The sequence below is a fragment of the Streptomyces sp. NBC_00554 genome, from assembly GCF_041431135.1.
GTDB lineage: Bacteria > Actinomycetota > Actinomycetes > Streptomycetales > Streptomycetaceae > Streptomyces.
The window spans coordinates 8684703-8706305 of sequence record NZ_CP107799.1 but is presented as its reverse complement, the minus strand read 5'-3'; the positions used below and the strand labels follow the sequence as shown (position 1 = coordinate 8706305).

18 protein-coding genes and 2 pseudogenes are annotated in these 21603 nt (G+C 66.2%); 14 read left to right on the top strand and 6 right to left on the bottom strand.

Annotation, left to right across the window (positions count from 1 at the left end; genetic code table 11):
* Positions 1-289 precede the first annotated feature (289 nt).
* The 5 genes from OG266_RS38460 to OG266_RS38440 all read left to right on the top strand — a co-directional run bounded on the left by OG266_RS38460 (position 290) and on the right by OG266_RS38440 (position 4988).
* On the top strand, positions 290-961 hold the full coding sequence (locus OG266_RS38460; protein ID WP_371551396.1) for a hypothetical protein: 672 nt from the start codon (positions 290-292) through the stop codon (positions 959-961).
* 34 nt (positions 962-995) lie between these two features.
* Complete coding sequence (locus tag OG266_RS38455) at positions 996-1514, top strand: hypothetical protein (protein WP_371551394.1); 519 nt, start codon at positions 996-998, stop codon at positions 1512-1514.
* Between the two features lie 646 nt (positions 1515-2160).
* Positions 2161-2553, top strand: a complete 393-nt coding sequence (locus OG266_RS38450; RefSeq protein ID WP_371551391.1) for a hypothetical protein — start codon at positions 2161-2163, stop codon at positions 2551-2553.
* Between the two features lie 103 nt (positions 2554-2656).
* Positions 2657-4501, top strand: coding sequence for a hypothetical protein (locus tag OG266_RS38445; protein ID WP_371551389.1), 1845 nt, complete (start codon positions 2657-2659; stop codon positions 4499-4501).
* Positions 4485-4988, top strand: coding sequence for a hypothetical protein (locus tag OG266_RS38440; RefSeq protein WP_371551387.1), 504 nt, complete (start codon positions 4485-4487; stop codon positions 4986-4988). Before OG266_RS38445 ends, OG266_RS38440 begins: the two co-directional genes overlap by 17 nt.
* A 205-nt stretch (positions 4989-5193) precedes the next feature.
* On the opposite strand, the gene OG266_RS38435 is transcribed toward OG266_RS38440, so the two are convergent.
* The gene (locus tag OG266_RS38435; RefSeq protein ID WP_371551385.1) at positions 5194-6408 is read right to left on the bottom strand and encodes a pentapeptide repeat-containing protein; all 1215 of its coding nucleotides are present in this window, start codon (positions 6406-6408) and stop codon (positions 5194-5196) included.
* 1722 nt (positions 6409-8130) lie between these two features.
* Here OG266_RS38435 and OG266_RS38430 point away from each other — a divergent pair.
* On the top strand, positions 8131-8607 hold the full coding sequence (locus tag OG266_RS38430) for a helix-turn-helix domain-containing protein (RefSeq protein WP_371553109.1): 477 nt from the start codon (positions 8131-8133) through the stop codon (positions 8605-8607).
* Between the two features lie 82 nt (positions 8608-8689).
* Here OG266_RS38430 and OG266_RS38425 read toward each other — a convergent pair whose 3' ends face one another.
* Positions 8690-9118, bottom strand: a complete 429-nt coding sequence (locus OG266_RS38425; protein WP_371551383.1) for a hypothetical protein — start codon at positions 9116-9118, stop codon at positions 8690-8692.
* A 484-nt stretch (positions 9119-9602) separates the two neighbouring features.
* Here OG266_RS38425 and OG266_RS38420 point away from each other — a divergent pair, with 484 nt between their 5' ends.
* From OG266_RS38420 to OG266_RS38395, 6 genes and pseudogenes are all read left to right on the top strand, one after another.
* Positions 9603-9779 carry a hypothetical protein gene (locus tag OG266_RS38420; protein ID WP_371551381.1) on the top strand — a complete coding sequence of 59 codons (177 nt, stop codon included), beginning with the start codon at positions 9603-9605 and terminating at the stop codon, positions 9777-9779.
* A gap of 433 nt (positions 9780-10212) precedes the next feature.
* A pseudogene (locus tag OG266_RS38415) lies at positions 10213-10569 on the top strand (glycosyltransferase family 2 protein); the annotation flags it as partial.
* A gap of 25 nt (positions 10570-10594) precedes the next feature.
* The gene (locus OG266_RS38410) at positions 10595-10990 is read left to right on the top strand and encodes a hypothetical protein (RefSeq protein ID WP_371551379.1); all 396 of its coding nucleotides are present in this window, start codon (positions 10595-10597) and stop codon (positions 10988-10990) included.
* Positions 10948-11346 carry a glycosyltransferase gene (locus OG266_RS38405; RefSeq protein WP_371551377.1) on the top strand — a complete coding sequence of 133 codons (399 nt, stop codon included), beginning with the start codon at positions 10948-10950 and terminating at the stop codon, positions 11344-11346. The genes OG266_RS38410 and OG266_RS38405 overlap by 43 nt, the downstream gene beginning before the upstream one ends.
* A 240-nt stretch (positions 11347-11586) precedes the next feature.
* Positions 11587-12585 carry a hypothetical protein gene (locus OG266_RS38400; RefSeq protein WP_371551376.1) on the top strand — a complete coding sequence of 333 codons (999 nt, stop codon included), beginning with the start codon at positions 11587-11589 and terminating at the stop codon, positions 12583-12585.
* Between the two features lie 100 nt (positions 12586-12685).
* Entirely contained in the window at positions 12686-14698 is a 2013-nt protein-coding gene (locus OG266_RS38395; RefSeq protein WP_371551374.1) for an FAD-binding protein, read from the top strand.
* 238 nt (positions 14699-14936) lie between these two features.
* Here OG266_RS38395 and OG266_RS38390 read toward each other — a convergent pair whose 3' ends face one another.
* Genes OG266_RS38390 through OG266_RS38375 form a run of 4 tightly spaced genes read right to left on the bottom strand, consistent with a single transcriptional unit; the run spans position 14937 to position 19227 of the window.
* The gene (locus tag OG266_RS38390; protein ID WP_371551373.1) at positions 14937-15260 is read right to left on the bottom strand and encodes a hypothetical protein; all 324 of its coding nucleotides are present in this window, start codon (positions 15258-15260) and stop codon (positions 14937-14939) included.
* A gap of 9 nt (positions 15261-15269) precedes the next feature.
* Entirely contained in the window at positions 15270-15521 is a 252-nt protein-coding gene (locus tag OG266_RS38385) for a hypothetical protein (protein ID WP_371551371.1), read from the bottom strand.
* Positions 15518-18115: a tyrosine-type recombinase/integrase gene (locus tag OG266_RS38380; protein WP_371551369.1), complete on the bottom strand. Its 2598-nt coding sequence runs from the start codon at positions 18113-18115 to the stop codon at positions 15518-15520. Before OG266_RS38380 ends, OG266_RS38385 begins: the two co-directional genes overlap by 4 nt.
* On the bottom strand, positions 18112-19227 hold the full coding sequence (locus OG266_RS38375; RefSeq protein WP_371551368.1) for a tyrosine-type recombinase/integrase: 1116 nt from the start codon (positions 19225-19227) through the stop codon (positions 18112-18114). Before OG266_RS38375 ends, OG266_RS38380 begins: the two co-directional genes overlap by 4 nt.
* Before the next feature lie 192 nt (positions 19228-19419).
* Here OG266_RS38375 and OG266_RS38370 point away from each other — a divergent pair.
* Positions 19420-19803 (top strand): annotated as a pseudogene (locus tag OG266_RS38370) (glycosyltransferase); the annotation flags it as partial.
* Between the two features lie 350 nt (positions 19804-20153).
* On the top strand, positions 20154-21356 hold the full coding sequence (locus OG266_RS38365) for an IS110 family transposase (RefSeq protein ID WP_371551366.1): 1203 nt from the start codon (positions 20154-20156) through the stop codon (positions 21354-21356).
* Positions 21357-21603 lie beyond the last annotated feature (247 nt).

Here is a 21603-nt window from a genome sequence, read left to right as displayed (position 1 = left end):
CGTGCCCCGGCTGGTCGGCCGGGGGGCAGATCGCTGTTGGGGTGGCCGCACGGCGCGAGCAAGTGGCGTCGGCCCTCAAGGGACAAGATCGTGAGACACAAGCGCCGTGTCCCCAAGTGAGACAGCCGAGAAAGCCCAGTTCATCACGCTGGAACAGGACATTCCGATTGAGAGCCTACAAGGAGGACGAGGGCCTGACCCAGGCCGACCGCAAGCCGTACAAGCCGTGGTCGTACGACACCGCCAACGCCAAGCTGTACATCCCGCGGTTCACCGCCGGCCAGGAACGTTGGTTCACCGCCGCGCTCTCCGGCCAGAAGGGGGCAAGGCTCCAAGCCGACTGGCGGTCTTCGCCGAGCAGCCGGAGCACAAGCGGTGGGAGATGGTCTCCGTCGTCGACCTCGACGACAAGGCACTGCCGGACATCGCCCTCGACCAGCACGGCTACGCCACCGCGGTCGTCGCCAACGGCAACAAGCAGCTCGCTGCCGACGCCGACCTGCTGCGCACCGCGGTGATCGACAACTTCGCGACCGGCGGGGTGAACACCGGCACCAAGGTCTTCACCCCGACCACGGCGAGCAAGCAGCAGATCAAGGTCCACGACAAGACGACCAAGAAGTACGGGAAGTTGGGCACCACCGTCTTCGCCGGGGCAGCCAACCGCTACCAGGACCCCTACGCGCTCAAGACCACCGACGGTGGGGCGCTGATCCTGTTCGCCCACACCCACACGCAGACCGACGCCGTCGCGCACTCCGGGCTGCAGATCAACCCCGGCAAGGACGACCGCGCCTGGCTCCACGACATCCCGCGCACCTCGGTCACGTACACGTTCGTCTGCTCCGACGCCGCCACTGTGCCGGCCAAGGCCGCATCGTCCCGCCTCATCGGCTACACGTGCGCCCGCACCGACGCCTCCGGACCGCCCGTCGCCTCCGCACTGACGACCCGCTCGTAGCACCGCGGCCCGGCTCCAGGCCCCGAGGAGTTCCTTGCCCCTGTCCCACGCCGACTCCGAGCCGTACGACAACGTCGGTCGTACCAGCGAGCAGATCAGCGCCCACCGCGGCAACCGGCCCACCACCGACGACCTGCACCGCTGGGCCGCCCACGACGCCCAGCAGTTCACCGACGCCCTCACGATCGAGGACGCCGGGCACAGCGTCATCGCCTGGACCCGCCAGCTGTACCGGGTGCGCACGACCCCCGAGTTCCAGGCCGTCGCCACCGCAGTTCTCGGCGACGGGCACAGCGCCCTGAGCGAGCTGCACCAGTTCCTGGAGTCTGCCGCCGAGTGGTGCGAGCGCAACCACGAGCCGAAGATCGCCGAACGGTACCGCCGGCACGCCCAGCAGCTGTCCGAACTCGCAGACCAGCTCAGCTATTTGACCGACGACCACCTCGCCGGCATCTACCGGCGCACACACCAGTCAGCACCGGCACAGCCCACGAGCGGCCCCACAGCGGCACCCGCTCCACCGGCCACGCCCGCACGCCGCCCCTCCCGCTGACTCGTCGCGCCGCAGGAAGATCATCTGTCCACTCGTTCTGTCATCGCCCGCCCCACCGCCACCGTCTACGCCGGGACGTACATCCACTGGGACGGCTACCCCAGCCATCACCTGCCGCTGCTGCTCGCCGCGCACCAGCACCGGTTCGCCGGCGACACCGAGGCCCTGGCCGCGTACCTCATCGACGACGCACCGGAAGGCTGGTCCTGCCTCGGCACCGACCTCCTCGACAGGACACCCGACGCCCTGCGCCAGCACCTCGCCGGAGGACGCGACAAGCCCGGCAAGCGCTACCCGGCCCGGCCGACCGGGCCACCGCTGATCTACACGGAACGGACGGCGTCCCGCCTGAACTGTGGATACGTCCTGCACCCGCACGGCATCGAAGTGATCAGCTCGCCCGGCGTGGAACGCGGTCCCTCGTCGCGTGGAGCACCGACCTCCGCGTACGCCTCCGGCCGATGGAAGCCCGGCCAGCCGATCCCGGCCACCACACCGCCCCAGAGCGCTGCGCGAACCACCGCACCGGCCCCCGCCTCGGCTCCGGCGCCGCGCTCCCGCTCGCACTTACCCGCCCCAGCCTCAGGAGACACCTCTGTCCACCCGTGCGGTCATCGCCCGCCCCACCGCCGACGGCTATGCCGGCATGTACGTCCACTTCGACGGCTACCCCGACAGCAAACTCCCGCTGCTCCTGGCCGCCTACCAGCACCGGTTCGCCGGTGACGTGGAGGCGATGGCCCGTCACCTGATCGACGAGGTGCACCACGGCTGGGAGGAACTGGGCACGGACCTCCTCGACGGCTTCCCCGCTGCCCTGCGCCGCTCCGTGACAGGAGGTCAGGAGTACCCCAGTCGCCAGCTCACCAACGTGTACAGCACCGACCGCACCCCGGCCGAGCGTGAACTGATCACGCAGGACGGCACCGACGACCTGGACTGGGCCTACGTCCTGCACCCACGCGGTTGTCTGCGCACAACTGCCGTGTCTCATAAGGGGTATGGGCTAGTGCTCGAACACGCTTGTGGGGTGTGGTGAGCTGTGTCTCGTCCGTACGGTCGGGGGCATGGAGCTGACGTTCTACTCCAGTGAGGGCTGGGAGTCCTGGGGGCTGTCGGGGAAGCCGACGATTCCCGAGGGAATGGCCTTCCTCGTCGACGATGACCTTCTGTTCGAGGACGGCCGAGGGGTGCGCGCGACGGCGGTGGCCAATGAGTGGTTGCGGCTACGGCCGACGGAGAACTGTCCGGCACCGTCGTCGTGGGGCACGTACGCGCGGATCCTGCGGGACTGGATCGTGGCGGCCCAGATGCACGGGGTCGAGGTCTTCGATACGCGAGACCGGCTGAAGGCTCTGCTGAGCACGTACGCGGTGGACCGGGCAACGGGAGACCCCAGGCAGCGACTGGGGGCGGTCACGTGGAACCAGCACGTGAGCGTGCTGGGGATGTTCTACCGGTGGGCGATGGCTGAGCAGTACGCCACGGCGGTGCCGTTCACCTCCCAGCAGGCAGTGATGCTCTACGCCGAGACCGTCCGGGAAGTCCTGGTCAATCAGGCCCGGCGTCGGGTCCCGAAGGCCCACGTGACGATCAAGTACCTGGAAGACGACTTCGCTGCCACGTTCATCAACGGCCTGGCGGGGCTGCGGCCGGACGGGAGCGAGGACGAGGGGCCGGGCCGGTATCGCGGACGTCATCTGGCGCGCAATGGCGCGGTGGGCGAGCTGGTGATGTCATCCGGTACACGACTGCAGGAGTTCTCCTATCTGCTGGCCTGCGAGATTCCGCCGCTTCCGCCGGCGCCACGGCTGATGCCGATCGCGTTCCCGCTGCCGGAGGCGATCACCAAGGGCAGCAAGTTCCGTGTCACCTGGACTTCGTACAGTGCGCTGGCCCGCGTGCACTCCTACCTCTCCTTGGAGCGCATGCTGGCCTGCGAAGGCTCCGTTTGGCGGCCGCCAAAGCGCTGGGGTGCCCCGCTCTTCGTGAGCGAGATGGACAGCCGAGGTGGCCGGGCCAACGGGCGGCGCGTGCACTGGCATACGCTGCGGCCCGCCGAGCGCCGCCGCCTGGTGGCCCCTGATGGCGGCTCGATGTTGCTGGCCGTCCGGTCCGACGGCGGCCCGTTCACCGCCTGGTCCACGGTGTTCGAGCGGACGGCGCAGAGGATCCGCGAGCGGTTCGAGCCGCGGTTCCCGCACGTGCATCCGCACTGCTGCCGGCACACCTTCGCGATGGCCACGATGGAACGGCTGGTGGCCGGGTTCTACGAGCAGGCCGCGCGGCTCTCCGCCGCGGGCGGCGACGCCGATGCAGCCCTGTCGAACTACCTGACGACGACCGAACCGCTGCTGGTCCTACGGGACTTGCTCGGGCATTCCTCGGTTCTCACTACGGAGAAATACCTGAACCGTCCCGGCGGAGCACAGGCCATCTTCCTGGCCGAGGTCGGCAAGGAAGAAGAGTCCCGCAACCAGACCCTGACGCTACAGGCGTTCCGCGACTACCAGGCCGGCCGTCGCCCCTCCGGGCCCGGCGCCCGAGACCTGCTGGCGTTCTTCGCCAGCGTCGAGTGCCAGCTGAAGGAGCTAGACGTGACGGCGCCGACGGTGAAACGAAGCGGCCAGGAACTGATCAACCTGCTGGCCAGACGGGTTGGCGCCCTGCACCTGGGGCTGGCGAACTACTGCTGGTTCCTCGATCCCGGCAAAGCACTGTGCCTCAACCTCGCCCGCAGCTCCGACCGCAGCAAGCCACTGGTCGGGATGTGCGACTCGGCCCGATGCCCGCAGGCCACCCACCACTCCTGCCACCGCAACGTGTGGGCGACATCCGCCGCCACCAGCCGAGCCTTCATCAGCAAGATCGGACGGGGGCAGAGTACCGAGCGAGCACGACTCACGGTCGAGGCCGAACGCGCCGAACGCATCGTCGCCGGAATCGACGCCGCAGATCACGGAGAGTCCTATGGGCCAGATCAGTAGCATCGAACGCCGACGCAACGAGGAAGCGATCCGGGCGGCCATGGACCGCCTCCTTCGCGGAGAACTCCCGCCCGGCGGCCGATGCGACCTCAAGACACTGGCCGCGGAGGCCGGGATCAACCGCACCGGGTTCTATCCGAAGAAGGACCCCAACGGCACCTTACGGGACGGTCCTTACCAGCACCTCGCCGACGAATTCGTACGCCGGCTGAAGGCACTGCACGAAGCGGGCACACTCCGGGACCCTCGGGACGCGCAGATCGTTCGCCTGAAGGCCGAGAACGACACCCTCCGGAACCGCATCTCCCGCCAGAACGCAACACTCGAGAACCTGACCGAGTTCAAGATCCTTGCGCTGTCCCGCATCGCAGCCCAGCACGAGGAGATCACCCGGCTGCGCAGCCCTCAGCCCGCCACCGGTACGCCACCCGCGGCCCGCCTGACGGCTGTTTCCGGCGGCAGTCAGACCATCGGTTCCTGCAGCTGAGGCATGGAGGAAGGCTCACTGCGTGGCAAGGAGCTCGGCGAGCAGGCCGCGGATGCGGGTTTCGATCGCGTCGCGGATCGGCCTGTGATACTGGTGGGCTCGCGTATTCAACTGTCGCGGGTTCATAAGTCGAGAGGGCGCTTCCGCTGAGAGTCGTCCCGGAAGTGCGATGCCACAACGAACGGCTCCCGCTGGGCATCACGATTCAGGAACCCGCTGGCCGTGGCAGGGGCCCCCAGGTAAAAACTGTGCCCCGGAACGTCGCATGGTCGAAGGGGATCGAGCCGCCGCTGAACGTCGCGGTGTCGAAGGAGACCGAGCCGCCACTGAACTCCGCCGATCTGAAGGTGACCTCACTTCCGCTGAACCTTGCGCGGTCAAATCTGACCGTGCCGCCGAGGAACTGCGTGCGGCGGAAGGAGACCCTGCCACTGCTGAACTCTGCGTCGTCGAAGGGGACCGAGCCGCTGATGGCCGTGCCGCTGAAGATGACCGTGCCACCATTGAACTTCGCGCCGACGAAGGAAGCCCAACCTTTGATCCTCGCGTCGTTGAAGGTGACCGTGCTGCCGCTGAACTCTGCGTGGTCGAAGGGGACCGAGCCGCTGAACTCTGCGTCGTTGAAGCGGACCGTGCCGCCGCTGAACGTAGCCCCGGAGAAGGTGACCTGAACCTGGCCGCCGTGGAATTTCGCGCGGCGGAAGGAAACGGTGTCGCCGCTGAATGTTGCGTCGTCGAAGGAGACCGAGCCGCCGCTGAATGTTGCGTCGTCGAAGGAGACCGAGCCGCCACTGAACGTCGTCCCAGAGAAGCTCATCCTGCCGCAGAAGGTGCTTTCTGAAAAGTCGCCGCCGTCGAAGGTCGCGCGAGTGAAGTCAAGGACACACGCACACCAGCAGGTAGGGACATCTGGATCGCGCAGATGGTCGCGGATGACGCTGATGATGGCCAGGCGGACCTCGCGCTCGCCCGCTTTGTGCCCCTCCTCAGCTGGGTCGGGTTGATAGGGCATGCGCAGGTAGGCACACAGGACGTCGATGCAGACCTGCCGCTGTTCCGGCCAGTCGTCGGCGAGCCGGGCAAGGGCGTAGACGCCGGCGAGACGTACAGCGGGTGTGTCGTGGCCGAGTTGTCCAGCAGCGGTGGTGTACCGGTCAGCGAGCTGATTGGCGTCGGCGCGGTGGGCGTCACCTTCGGCAAGGAGCTGCTTTCGGTAGGCGTACAGACCAGCGAGGGCGGCACCGATCAGGGTGAGCACTGTTGCCGTCGTTTTGATGACGTCGTTGATGTTGACCGGCTTGCGCGGCTTCTGGCTGGCGGCCGCATCCGAGAGCAGGGCATGGACGCCAAAATAGAGCCCGACGCTGAGGACAACGACGACGGTGAGGACCAGCGGGACAACGCGCCTGAAGGGCAACATGTCGGGGGTGTACCGGCCGCGCGGAGTACTGCGAGGCCGCCGAGGTATCAGCGCCACACCAGGAGCATGCCGCCGAGCGGCCGCATGCGACAGGCACTTTGCGCAGGAATCCACTCAGGGCCGTTCCACCTGGGTCGATTGATCGCGTCGACAGTCTCAGAATGGCGCGGCAGGGTAGGAGCAGTTAGCGAAATGTGGCGAGGCGCCAGGAATCGCCCTGGCCCAACTTTCGAGGAATCCTCTTGGGTCAGCACAAAGGCAGGCGTGGCTGATGGCTGGGTGACGCCACCCAAATGGGCCAGACCCGCCGCCTGTTCGGGCTCCTTGGCGAGCGAGCCGATCAGAGCAAGGTGCTCGGCGATATCGACGATGCCCCGGCTCAACTAGTGCGTTGCCAGGAGGTGTTGAGCTGGCGGCAGCCCGAACTGATCCAGCAGGTAAGCGATGCCCTCGCTTGCCGGGCGGACCAGCCGGCCAGTCGGCTCGTGCCCATTCGATCGCGGTCGGCATGCCTTCCGCCATCATTCGCGCCATGATCATTATCTAGGGGTCGCAGCCTCTTCACCCAGGTCAGACCGCTGATCGCCAGTGCAGGCACGTAAGGCATATACGACTTGGCATGTCCTCTGAAGGTGTTTCGACCGAAACGCTTCCTGCACTCGCGTTCGGGGCGGGTGAGCGTGTCCACGAAGTGGTTCGGTCGAACCGGTTCCTGTACTCCCCTTCGGGACGACGTACCGCATCACAGGGGCCACCACGGGCCAGAAGCAACGGGCGTGAGTAGTTGAGGTGCAGGAAGTAGGGGTGCCGGTAAGAACCGTGTCACCAGCCGCAAACGACCGCGACCTTGTGAGGGCATCCCATGCGAGGGTGAGCCCGATGCCGTGCGGGGCCGGTCCCTGGGCATCACCGACGTTCGGGTCGGCCGGATCATCCGCGAGGACCATCAGCGCCGCACTGCACTCACCAAACCCCACGATGCGCACTTCCGCCCAACCACGATCCGCACCTAATCCAACATTCATAGAGACGGTCATAGCACCGCTCTATACACCTGCTTTGATCTTCGGGCGAGACGGCCGAGTTGTAACATAGCCAGAGGCATTCTTCATAATTGTCAAGGCACTTGTTGCACGAGATTGTTTCTTCCCTGAGCCGGGCAGGGGGTCGCGTACCTATCGGAAATCGGCGGCTTGGGCGGCCAAGGCTGGTTGGTGGTACTGAATTTGTCAGGGATTGATTTTTCGAGGCCCTAGCGCTCGCCTCACTCAACTGCCGGAAGATGTCTGCGACAGTCTCGTTGACGAAGGCGACTTCCACGACTAGCAGTCTTTCGCCACAGCAGTCGTGGGTGTCACCAGTAGGGACAACGCCCTCGATGGCTGCTTTGTCGACAGTGACTGCGTAGGGGCAGGAGCATCCCAGTCCGGCGGTTACTGGAGTGACTTTGACCCGATCGTCGGAATCGGTTTTGACGGTGGCGCGAAAGCCGGGCTGTAGTCCGTTCTGCTGGCTGAGCAGGTCGTCGACGCTGATCGTCTTCTTATCCATCGCGCTTCGTCCCCGTCCAAAAAAGTCCGCATCAGAAACTGGCATAGTTAAACCGCAGTACCGTGTTCTACTCGGTGCATCCCTGCCGTTAAGGGAGACGCCGAACTGGCATTTCGCGATTCGACTCAGCGCCTCTCCGCCGCGACCACTGCTAATCGATAATAATCGAATCTGATACCGTGCGCATCCGCCACTGACAACGGCTCAGCCGGCCCGGCCCGGGCGCGGCCCGCGTGCTTTCTGCCGTGCTGCTCCTCAAGGGCCGCAGGCCGCGCCTACGAGGCGGCACAGCGGGCAGGAACTGCGACCCGGGGCGCGATACGCAGCCGCGCTCTGTCCCAACATCACGGTCTCTGCGGGGAGGATCAGCAGCCCCGCTCCCCCGTCGGCCCCGATACGCCGCACCTGGACGGCCGCTCCCCCGCCCGCGCCCGCGGCGTCCGCCTCGGCCGCCCGCCGGCCATGACGCCGGAGCAAGTACGTCACGCCCGCGACCTGCTCAACCGCCCCGAGAACGCCGTGACCTCAATCGCGAAGCTGCTCGGCGTCTCCCGCAACACCATCTACAACTACGTGCCCGAGCTGAAGGGCGGTCGCCTGGCGACCGACACGGCCGAGCTGCCGCGGCCGACCAAGCCCAAGGACTGATCACCGCCGTTTGCGGCTGGTGACACGGTTCTTACCGGCACCCCAAGTAGCGCTGAGACTGATCATGGTTGTACGCCGGGGGTCAGCTCTCCGTATCCACGTCGGCCTGGATCTTCTCGATGAGGGCCCGAAGTGGATCACCGTGCAGCGGGAGCTGGGCGTCCCTCAGTTTCAACAATTCACCTCTCAGCGGGCCTTCTGCGACGACCAGTGCCCGTGCGACATGCTTCGACCAGTCGCTTGGGACGCCAGAGGCAGAGCCCTGAGACGCCGCCTGCCCTGCTTCCAGCAAGGCGCTGTATACGGCGCGCTTGTGCATCTGGAAAGCGGCGAAGCGCTCCCTTCGGTCAGCCTCATGCTGGCGGTTCGACGTTTCCTTCAGCTGTTTCAGCTCTGCCTCGGCTCGCTGCCTGGCTTGATCCTTCGCCGTTCGGCTGGTGCTGAACGTACCGAAACCGCCCACTGCTCCTGTGATGAGAGCTGTGGCGGCGACCACCCAGTCCGAAGCCATGACATTCCCGTCGTTGAGCGACTGGTCCGTTCCCTCGTGGAGGATGTGGGTTGGCAGCCCGCCGCCACTGCCCCACGATTGCCCGCGCCGGAATTGGGCGCATGCCGAAGCGCTTCGAGCGGAGTAACTGCCACCCGGTCGGCTGACGTCAGCAGTAGAGGGCGGGGTCCGGACGGGTGCGCCAAAGGGGTCGCGCCCGGACGGCGAGTTCCCCAGCGCTCAACCATGATCAGTCTCAGCGCTACTTCCTGTACCTCGACTACTCGCAACCCAGAAACGAGAGGCGCGAGTGGGCGCTGCGGTACCTCGTCGGCCGCCGGTCCGCCCTTGGCGCACGACCTTGTTTCGGTCGAAACGAAGTCCGTCCGCCCGCTCGACTTCGGTTCGACCGAACCGAAGTCGGCACCAGCTGGACATGACCAATGTTGCCTGACGACCCCTTGGATATCGGTGAGGCATGTTCTGAACAGTGCACTCGCCTCACATGCCTGACGCTCATTTCTCACCCGAGATAATCAAGCCCACCACTAGTCACAAGGCTGACGAGAGCGCGACCAGCGATTCCTGCTGCGGCCTCAACGCCTGCTGCACGCCGGCCGAACAGGCCGACGCCCCGATCAACACCGTCGCCGAAGCCAAGCGCGCCTCCGGCCGCAACTGATAGCAGGCCGGTTTGATGCACCACTCCGAGAGGTGACATCCAGCAACCCAGCAGAGCGACACGACCGCCCGTTTCGGCGGGACATTGAGTCCCGCACTGATCCAGTTGAAGGAGACGTGACCAGGGCGGGACACACTCACTGCGCAAACAAGCAAGGCATCGAAGTGATCGCCCTGCGGGCGTACGACCGCGGCCCCGTCGTCGCATGGGACACCGACCCGCGCAGCGTCATCCGTGCCGATCCGGGCGCCTGGCATCCGGATTCCCGGGCCCCGATCGTCCCGCCGCGTTTCATGCCCCACTTGTCCACCACCGTGCCCGTCACGGCACCGGCGCCCAATAGGGCCGCCCGCCGATAGCCCCAGCCGCTCTGCATCGATCCGCCGCCTGCCCGGAGAACCCTCTGTCCCCGCATCCCCGCCCGAAGATCACCGTGGTCATTGCCACCCAACTCCGCCCGGACCGGCTGGCGTTCCTCGTGTCCATGCATGCCAGCCTGTGCCGGCAGAGTGTCCCGTGGGAGGCCGTCGTCGCTATCGACGGCGCCGACCCCGCCCGTCTTCCCGGCGTCCTCGCCGCCGACCCCCGCGTCCATGTCCTCGCCCTGCCGCGCCCTGTCGGCGCGGCCTGCGCCCGCAATCTGGCGCTCAACGAGGTGCGCACCGAGTACGTCAACTGGGCCGACGACGATGACGAGTTCACCGACAATGCCATGGCGCTACGGCTGCACGTCCTGGAGGAAGCGGGGGTGGGCTGGAGCGCCGGATACAGCCAGGACTTGCACGCGGACGTTTTCCGGCCGACAGAGGTGCTCCGTGGCCAGTGACCTGGGGTTGAACGTAACGGACATGTACGTGACGGCGCGCCTAATCGGTCCCCATTCCACTCAATCGGGTGCTGTGGAAGACCCGACGCCCGACGCCGCGCAAACCGTCTCGGCTCTCGAAGGTAGATCACCCGTACGCTCCGTACCTGATACCGAAGTCGCCGTCGTCACGCCCACGCGACTGCGTCCGGACCGAATGGCGTACCTGCTGAAGTTCTACGCGAGCCTGCGCGATCAGGACGTGAGCTGGGAATGCGTATTGGCCCTCGACGGCGTGCCCGAGGCGGGCATGCCCGAAGTCCTACGCACGGACGCACGTGTGAAGGTCGCCGACAGCGACCGGTGGGAGCCGGCGCCGCGCGTAACCTCGCTGCGAACGAGGTGACCGCGGACTGGCTCACCACGTCGGATGATGACGACGTACTCCCCGCGCAGTCGTTTTCTGTGCTCCTCCGCTACGCGCAGACACACGACCCGGGCTGGTGTGCAGGCTGGTCTGCACACCTTCACCCCGACCGCTCGATCACCGCTTGGCGCTGCTCAACTCCGAACGGATTCCATGCACCTGGTGATGCCTGTGGGTCAAGCGCCTTGAAATGGGGCAGCAGCAGGGAGGTCCTTGAAGCAGTCACAGCCGGGCAGGGCCACTCAAGGCATGGCGGGCTTCTGGAGTCGGCCGGACGCTGTCCGTCGTCGAGCACTGGGGTGGATGCGAGCGCGGGAAGTCAATTCGTGGACTAGATGCGGGCGGTGACGAAACTCTCTCGTTGCCATCTCCGCGTTCCGACTGTTCCACGCTAAAAGGCCGATATTCAGGTACAGCGAAATGCGTACTCGAAGGGCCCTGCTAGGCGTAGAAAAATATTAAGTTGCCCTCCTGAGCCAGGGAAGAACGCTCTATAGCCTTGCGGGATTTTCAGAAAGAGGTGATGATTTAGTGGGCATGGCATTTAACCTTGCTTCGACCCCCGGGGGAGTAAAATGGGTGAAATTGCTAAGATTTTATGGGAGGTCGCCAAGGAGCGATTTCAACTGTCCGTGGTGACACTAAACATAGTAGGCGCATCTCCTTCATACTGGGGCATCGATCTCCCCTGGCGTGACCGCTACCAGCGGATAGCCGACGGCTTCAAGGCGAACGCTATTGCGCCAGATGTTATTGCGCTTCAAGAGGTGGCCGCTCGCAAGGAATGGTTCCTAAGGCGCGACCCGCACGATCATGAATCGCTTCACTTTCTGATATCGAAGATCGAAGATGCGGTCAACGTTCGGTACAGGATTGCCTATCTAGGTGCTGCACCGTCAAACGAACCAGGACTAGTCCAAGGGCAGGCTGTTCTATATAATCCGGTACGGTTGAAGAATGTGACTAAGGCTCCAAGTGCCTCAATACTGCCCGGAGATTCACGTCCGGAAGTCACAGGTGTAAACCCAAGGAAGAGTTATCCATGCGCCACCCCTGCCAAAGAGTTTGAAGCCTCACGGTCGCTGCTAGATGGGGAGGGAGTGTTTTGGACGTCGATTTTTGCTGGCAATAGGAACTACAACGTCTTTCAGGCAGGATGCGTGCGCTTCGCATTCGCCGAGGATGAAGATGAGCAGTTCAATTTCTACAATGTCCACCTCGATCCGGATCTTCCTGGATCTTACGAGGCGGCTAATGAGCTGATCGATTTCATGGAGACTAGGAGGTACAGTAGGCGTGCCATCTATCCGCCCATGATTGCTGGTGACTTCAATGGCGGATACGAGAAGTTTCCGAAGTTTGACGAGCTAGCTGGTGTGGATATCGATTACATAATCGGAGGGAAGCGAGCAGCGCACGAGTCGACTTACGGCTTCTCTGTTATTAAGAGGTCAATTTTGCCTGGCAAGACTCCCAACCCTGATGGGAATTGCACGACAAGGGATGTTGCTTGGTCTGACCACTGCGCGCTATTGGCCCAGATTGAGCCCGCTGGCGATTTCTCGACGGGATGAAGGGTGACACCGTGATCTGCCCGCCGAGGTCTGGCCGAAACCGCTCCGAAAGTGGCATGAGGTGAGCTGCGGGGCGAGTAAGTTCGATGGAGTCCACGAGGTGAACTGGGTCCGGCGGAACTGGAACAGCGATATTGAGTTCCGCTCCGATCAATACTTCGAGCCCGCGCACTCGGCAGACGCCACCGACGGCCTTGCTCAGCTCGTACACGTGGCCGAGAAGGCCACCCGCGAGCAGGCAGGGTTAAAGGCCATCGGCGCCGGCTGGGCGTTCGAGGACATAGCCCAGTCAGACGACTGGACCGTCTCGCTGGCGAAGCTGAACCGGCAGCTGCACGGTGTGGTTGACGGCCCCGCCCCGGCGCTGACCGGCGACTGGGTCACCGTGCTGGCAGACCCGGCGTCCCCCCGGCGGCTGGTGCACGTCGAGGCGGGGATCAGCGTCCTCGATCTCTGCGAGCTCCTCGACGGTCTCGGTCTCGCGATGCCCACCCTCGGTGGCAACAGCGGCCAGTCGCTGGCTGGCGTGATTTCAACGTCCACGCACGGCGGGGAGTGGCAGCAGCCACCGTTCCCCGACCTGGTCCGCGCCCTGCACCTCGTCACTGATGCAGGCCGCGAGGTCTGGATCGAGCGGGAGACCGAGCCGCTCACCACCGACGACCGTCTCCGGCCGCAGCTGTCCTGCCCGGACACCGAGATCCGCCGGAACGACGACCTGTTCGACGCGGTAATCGTCGCCTGCGGGCGGTTCGGAGTGATCTACTCCGTCGTGCTCGAAGTACGGCCGCAGTTCCGGGTGGTCGAGGCTATCGCCCAGCCGCAGCGAGCCGCCGTGCTGCAGGCCCTGCGTGACGGTCTAGGCCAGGCAACACCCTTCGCACCGCTGTTTGACCTGGTCGCAGCCGAGCCTGTGCCGGCCGGCCTCACTGACGCCACCGGAACGCCGTACTACGTCCGGATAGTGTTCAACTCGCAGAACCCCGAAGACGTGTGGATGCACCGGCGCTGGGAGACCACGGACACCACGGATTTGCCGGACCCGAACGGCCCCGCCGTCGGCGAATTGGAGCCTACCGCGCTCGGCGCACTCATCGTGGCTGGCGCTAACGCCGCGCTCGCTATCGCTGCCGCCGCCGCGAGCGCGACTCTCGTGGGGGTCCCCTACGCTATCTACCTGACCGGCCTGATCGTCTACCTCAACACCATCCTCGCGAAACGGCAGTTCACGCTGGGGTCCGCAGTCGCCGCCGCACTCGACACTCTATGGAAAGCAGGACTCGGCTTCGCCGTCCCGGACCAAAATCGCGCCGCCATCCAGGGTGAGTTCGACCGTTACGGAGCCTCGGTGGCCGGCCGCCGAGGCAAGCACTTCCGGATCACCGCTGGTAGCCGGGCCGACAACGATCAGAACGACTTCCGGTCGGACTCAATCGAAGTGGTATTCGATGCGACGACTGGCGGCTACCTCGACTTCCTAGACGACGTACACGCCGCCTCACCCGGATTCCAGCAAGCCGGAATCATCGGGTGCCGGTTCTCCCGCGCATCCCGCGGGCTTCTCTCAATGCACCACATCGCCGGAGCGTATGCGGTGTCGATCGAGCTCGCGGCGCTCAAAAATCTGCCAGGCAACCTCGACTGGATGCGATACGTGCAGCATGCGGCGGTCAGCCGCGGCGGGCGACCGCACTGGGGCCAGTACAACAAGCTGACCGAAGCCCAGACGACCAGACTCTACGGCGCGGACCTCGACCGCTGGCGGGAAGCACTGCTCGCCCTGTCCGGAACGTCAACAACCTTCAGTAACGGGTTCACCCGGCGCCGTGGGCTGGAACCGATGGGCATCGCCCGCCAAGTAACCGCCGTCCGGAAGACCAGAACTGGTGTGGTCACACACCTGTGCAACGCGGATGCGGAGTGGTCGCCGGTCCCGGTATCAACGGCAATCGAGGAGATCACGTCCGGCCGCACGGTCTACTTCACGTTGGTCGCTGAGTCGGGCACGCCGACCGTGATTCACGTGGTCCGGACCGGGCCAAGCAACGGCTATCTGCGGACCGCCGCCGACGGCACTCACGACAACAACCTCGACGAACTGCCACCCTGCTGATGTGTCCCCGGACACGCCCCCCCAGGCCGTTAGGCATGTCGCTGTGAGAGTCGGCCCTCCTGGCAATGACGTCCCCGGCCTGAGTCAAGTGGTTGAAGGGGCTGGCGGAGCGGGAGTTGCTGGCCGAACGCTCGGTTCTAGGATCCGCGGTTTCGTTCGCAGGATTTCCTACTCATGAAGGCGCGCTCCCTACAGTGCACATGCACGTCAGTCGGCGGACCACGTGGGCGTATCACCGTCAGGAGGATGGGGAGGTGAGCTGTTCGGCGATCTGAGCTTCGAGTGCGGCGATGCGCTTGTCGGCGAACCGCGCGTTGTCCCTGGCGGCAGCCAGACGCTTGGTGAGGCGCTCCCGCTCGGCCGTCAGGGCCCTGACCTCGCGTTGCAGGGCGACGTTGGCGGTGGTGACGCGCACGACGTCGGCGTCGGTCCATTCGCCCTGCAGTGCAGCGATCTGGCCGAGGAGTTCAGCGATGCGTTCTCGCTGGTTGACGACCTCCGCGTTGGTGTTCTTGAGGGCCTCCTCGGTGTTGAGCGCGCGTTCACGCCAGGAAGCCTCCACCGCGTCGCGCTAAGTTTGATCACTCTGAGCTCGCAGTCCGCGAGCCCGGAGGGCGGCCTTGGCGACGATGTCCCGGGCCTCGGACTGCTCGTAAAGGAAGGTCCGCGAGACGTCCGCCTGCCGGGCGACCGCGGCCACCGTGATCGGGCCGCCGCTCTTGGCGAGCTGGTCGACGACGCTCTTGATGCGGACGAGGCTGGCTTCGATCTTCCAGCTGCGCGCCTGGAGAGCCTGGGCGGTGCGGTGCGATGAGGGGGTCACGCGGTTTCCTCGTAGGAGTCGGTGTCGTCGGGGTCGATCGCGGCAAGGTCGCTGGCCTTGAAGGCAAGCGTCCACATGCGGTCGAAGTAGTCCTGGGGCCGCCGCAGGTCCAGGGCGAGGGCGTCCTTCAGCATGCCGAGGCCGGCCAGCGCCTTCTCCAGGCCGCCGATGGCGCGGGCGGTGGGCTCGAAGACGGTGTGGAGGTAGTCGGCCGTCCGGTCGTCCGGGGCGCGTTCGGCCAGCGAGGCCCACTGCTCGGCCTTGCGGCGCCAGTACAGGAGGTCGGCGCCGGACATCACGAACTTGTCGCAGTTGTGGCAGTCCAGGTCCCACGGGCAGGCATCCCCTCGCACCACGGGCTGGTAGGTGCAGAATCCGCCCTCGGCCGGGGTGCTGCGGCGCGCGAGGTCGATGGCCATGGCCTGGGCTTCAGCCCGGGTCATGTGCTCGGACGGCGAGGCGAGCAGCATGCCCGGCTCGGCCGATCCCGGACCGCTGACCCAGACCCGCTCGAGTGCGTCGTCAACCTCCGAGGAGGCAACCTTCGCGTAGTGCTCGGCCATCCGTACGGAGATCTGGCCGAGGTACTGCTTGATGCGGTGGAGGCCGGCGCCGTTCTTCAGCAGATTCGTCGCCAGCGTGTGCCGGGCCTGATGCGGCACCCAGGTGCCGATGTCCAGAGCCGCCAGCCAGTCCCGGAAAGCGTCACCGAAGATGCTGTAGGTGATCGCGACCGTGCCGTCCGGATTCTTGTGGGGCGAGGGAAACAGAGCGAGGGTCTTGCGCTCCTTCGGACCGGGCGTACGCCCGTAGAGGTCCTCGAAGCGTTCGACGGTGCGCTGTTTGCGCAGCTCCAGCCGCTCGTAGAGGCGTTGCGGGACACGGATGGCCTCGTCGAGGTTGCCCACCTTCGTCTGGTCGTGCCAGAGGAAGGGGACCTTGCGGTGAATCGAAGTGCATTCCAGCCGCAGTTCGATGATCTCCGAGGCCCGGCGGCCGGTGAACACCAGGGCCTCCCAGATATCGCGATAGCCCATGTCGTTCGGGTCGAAGCGGTCATGGAGCAGCTGCAGGTTCGACTCGTCGGCCAGCGCCCGCGCCACCGGATCGGGGAACGGGTTGCGGGTGCGGTCGGCACGACGGGCGGTCGGCAGGGCGATGATGAACTCCCGTGGCAGGCCCATGCGTTCAGCCTCTCCGGTCTCCAGGGCGTCGCGCAGGATCGACCGGGCCTCGTTGAAGGTCTGGCGGCGGGTGTAGCCGGTGACCTTCATGGGCCGTCCGTCACGGCTGATCGCCAGCGACGGCAGCCCCTCACGTGCACGCTTGTTGTGATCGGCGACGAAGCGCTGCATGTGGTCCCCGGTGAGCGCGGCCGGATGGTGGCCGCCGTCGGGAGCAACGGCGGTCAGGAACACCCCGAGCTCGACGCATGCCCGGCGGCCCATCTCGATGTGCTGCGGGCTTCGAGGAGCTTGCGCAGAGCGCAGGCGACGGGTGACGCGTTCCCAGAGCAGATCACGCAGCCACCGCTGCGGCACGTCGGTGAAGTCGAAGTGGCTGGAGCGGCGTTTGTAGCGGATGCCGTAGTGCTCGGTCTCCACGAAGCCGGCCTCCTTGGCCTGCTGCGGGGTGACGTAGACGATCCGCAACTCGTCCGCGGTCTCCCGCAGGATCCTCCGCTCGTGCTCGGCGAGCGCCGCCGGGTCGGACAGGAGGTCGAGCACGGAATGCACGCCGCGCAAGCGGGCCAGGTTCGCCACCGCCTGGATGTGCCACAGCGGCCAGGCCGTGCGCTGGGCCTTCTGAGCATGGGCCAGCATCCCGAAGCGGATCTCGGCCTGGACCAGCGGCGCCAGCCCAAGGAGATTGACGGTGCCGGCGCGCGAAGCCGGGCGGGCCGTACGGCACCAGTGCCGGAAGGCATCGGCATCGGTACAGGTGATCTCGACGGGCTCACGTCCCACGACCCGATCAACACCCCACCCTGCCGGTCGCTGGGCTCCACCGGGCCGTCCGTCATTGCGATAGCGCTCGTCGTGGACGTAGCACAGCCGCAGGGGACTGTCCGCCCGGCCGACGCAGGAAGCAACCAGACAGTCGCCGTAGCCGGGCAGGGCTTCGGTCTGCAGCGCGACGAATTCGTCATAGGTGAGGTCCCTCTTCCTGAACAGGACCTTGTTCCACCGGCTGAAGTGGGTCAGGCAGAGCCGCAGCCCGAGATGACGGGACGGGCGCTCAGGGCAGAACCGGCAGTCCGGCGGCTCCATGAGCCGAAGGTCGAGGACCTTGGGTCGGGACGTGCGCAGGAACTCCCGCCGCGTAGCGCCGGGTTCCAGCTTCGCGGTTCGCCACTCCGCCCGGTGCGGATGGCACAGGTCGACGGTGTTAGTGCGGGTGCTGCGGCAGCCGTTGACCCGGCAGAACCATCCGTAGGCCGGGTGGTCACCGGGCCAGCGCAACACGGACTCGCGATAGACCGGCTCGACGCCCGGTGCCGCCAGAAGGGCCGTGAGGATCTCCAGCCGATCGCGTCGATCCCGCGCCGACGTGCCAGCCAGGGGCTGCAAAAGGGCGCGCTTCGCCTCGCTCATCGCAGCTCACCCCACGTCGTCAGGAGGGCGCCATGAAACACCGGGTCGTTCACGTCGACGTGCGCGTAGATCTCATCGACGACCTCGGTAGAGGCCCATCCGCCCGCATCCCGGACGATCGCCAGGTTCCCGTCGGCAGCGTCCAGGACTGCACTGGCCCAGGTGTGCCGGAACATGTGCGGCTTGATCAGCCCCAGCCCCGCCCGACGGCCGGCCCGCTTGAGCATCTTGCGGGCACCCTCCGGGGCCCACGGCAGACCACGCCCGGGGCCGTGCTGCTGAACTAGCAGCACGCCGTGGGCAGCACCGCGCGGGTACTCCTGGGTCAGGTACTCGAAGTACGCGTGGACCATGGCCGGGCTGGCCCTCTTGATCAGCCCGCCGTGGATCACTCCGTCGCGAAGTTCCCACTCCCACTTCGTCTTGGCCCGGGCGCCGTTGACCAGTCCATCCCGATGGCAGACGTAGGCATGCGGACCGCGGCACTCCCCGCACGCGGCCTCTTCCCGCAGGTGCAGGTCGCACAGGTGCAGGCCGCACATCTCGCCGGCCCGGAACCCGCCATCGCTCAGCCACTCCACCACCAGCCGATCCCGCAAGGAGTTGACCTCATCCAGCAACACCGCCCGCGCGCCGTCCGGCAGTATCTTCTTGTGCCGACGCCGCACCGACTTCGGCGCCAGCGGATTCGCCTGCATGCTCCGCTGCAGATGGCCGAGCAGCGACCGGTCCCGATCCCGCTGGGTCGGCATCCGGTGCAGCTTCAGCGCCCCCACCAGCTCGGTGTTGACGCCCGACTCTGCCTGCTTCAGATAGAAGCCCTTCACACACGCCGCGGCGCCGCGCAGAGCATCGTTGCCGTACGGCCGCTTACCCACCCGCCACGGGCGCCCATAAGGCCCGGCGACCTTCGCACCGATCGCACCCATGTACCGCTCAAGGTCACCGAACCCGACGTCCTCCGGCGTCAGCCCTTCGTACTCCAGCCACCGAAGGTGATCGACCAGCAGATAGGCGTACGTCCGATCCGACCCCGAACAGGCATAGCTGGCCAGGTACCGGTCCGCCCCGCCGTGCACTCCGCGCATCGAGTCGAAAATGGTGTACGCCACGCGGCCATCGCCGTGCCGCACCGACTGCACCCTGAGCTGCCCAACCGACAGCGTCCGCACCACAGTTCCTCCGAGCCGACCTGCCCACCGACATGGCGAACATCACGGCACCGGTCGGCAAACGAGTACGTGACGTACGCGGTCACTGGCTCGGCGAACATCCCGAACAGCCCTCGCCCCAGCCGGAAAAACGACGGGGCTACGACCCTGTGGCGGTGCCCGACGCCGCCGGGCCGGCACGAAGCCGGGGACGTGTGGAGGTACTGGAAGGACCCGGCGGACACCATCCCGCTCGGCCCCACCACCCTCCTGGCCCGGACCGACCTGGTCCGCGCGGCACCCATGGGCGGGTTGGTGCAAGGCGAGGACTACTGCGCCCTCGCGATCACCTGCCTCGCGCCGGGAATCCTGCTGCCCGTCCCGGTCTACCGGTACCGCAAGCACGCCGGGCAGATGACCGCACAGAACTCGTACGACCAACTGGAGGCGAAGGCACGGGTCTTCGCCCACCGGTTCGGCGCCAGCCTGCGCGCCGCGTCGCTTTCCCTTCGCGATGCCGCCTCCGCCACCACGTAGTTGGGGCACCCGCCTTCATCGCGCCCCGCTCCGCCCATCCATCCAACCGAGAAGGCCCATGCCCAACGACCCCGCCCAGGACAGGCCCCGGGAGAAGGTCCTCATCTCCCCCCCCATTACCGTCTTCGTAGCCCCGCAACGGGGTTACCGGCCTTCGGAGTTGGCATGACTACCTCCCCTTGTCGAGTGCATGGCCCGGGGGGTGGTGTCACCAGCTCCGAAGGCACTGACAGACCGCTGATTAGGGGCATGACCACCGGCCTTTCCGCAGGTCGGGAGGCTCTTCGTAATGTGGATGTGGCGATCAGTGCCGTGGCAGGCCGGGTGAACAGCACCGAAGGAACAACGACGTGATCGACACCAGCGACATCGACGTCTACCTCGGCCTGGACGTCGGCAAGGGCGAACACCACGCCACCGCACTCACCCCCGCCGGGAAGAAACCCTTCGACAAGCGGCTGCCCAACAGCGAGCCCAAGCTCCGCGAGGTCTTCGCCAGACTGCAGGCCAAGCACGGCACCGTCCTCGTCATCGTCGACCAGGTGGCCTCGATCGGGGCCCTGCCGCTGGCCGTCGCCCGGGACCTGGGCTGCCACGTCGCCTACCTGCCCGGACTGACGATGCGGCGGATCGCCGACCTCTACCCCGGCGAGGCCAAGACCGACGCGAAAGACGCCTTCATCATCGCCGACGCGGCCCGGGCGATGCCGCACACGCTTCGCTCGGTCGACCTCGACGACGAGACGATCGCCGAGCTCCAGATGATCGTCGGCTTCGACGACGACCTCGCCGCCGAGGCAACCCGCCTGTCCAACCGGCTCCGCGGCCTGTTCACCCAGATCCACCCGCACCTGGAACGAGTCATCGGCCCGCGCATGCAGCACCCGGCCGTCCTCAGAATGCTGGACCAGTTCGGCTCGCCGACCCAGATCCGCAAGGCCGGACGCCGACAACTCATCACGCTGATCCGCCCGAAGGCGCCCCGCATGGCCGAGCGTCTGATCAACGACGTCTTCACCGCACTGGACGAGCAGACTGTCGTCGTCCCGGGCACAGACGCTGCCGCGCTGATCGTCCCCAGCCTCGCAAACTCACTCCAGGCGGTGCTCGACCAGCGCAAAATCCTCGCCCACCGGATTGAGGAACTGCTGGAGGCCCACCCTCTTTCCAAGGTCCTGACGTCCATGCCCGGCATCGGCATCAGGACCGGAGCCCGCATCCTCATCGACGTCGGCGACGGCACCGCGTTCCCGTCCGCCGCCCACCTCGCCGCCTACGCCGGCCTCGCCCCAGCCACCCGAAGCTCCGGGTCCTCCATCCGCGGCGAACAGCCCTCCAGACGGGGAAACAAGCAGCTCAAACGAGCCTTCTTCCTCTCCGCGTTCGCCGCCCTGGCCGACCCCGCCTCCCGCACCTACTACGACAAGAAGATTGCTCAGGGAAAGCACCACACCCAGGCTCTCCTCTGCCTCGCCCGACGCCGAGCGGACGTGCTCTTCGCGATGCTCCGCGACGGCACCTTCTACCAACCACCAACCCCGACTACCCCTTGACCAAAGCCATAGGGGCCCCCCGCTATCTGGCCGCCAGCCTCCCCAGCGACCACCACCAGCTCCTGGACGTCTTTGCCGAGGACTCCGCGTGGAGCGTGCACACCGACGACTCGTCGTTGACCGTCACCAGCCCGTGCCGGCGCATCACGATCCGCCATGATCAGACAGCCGTGGGCCGCGGCCCCCATCTGGTGATCTCGGCCCGCACCGACGAACAAGCGCCTGAGCGCGGCGGACGAACATCAAC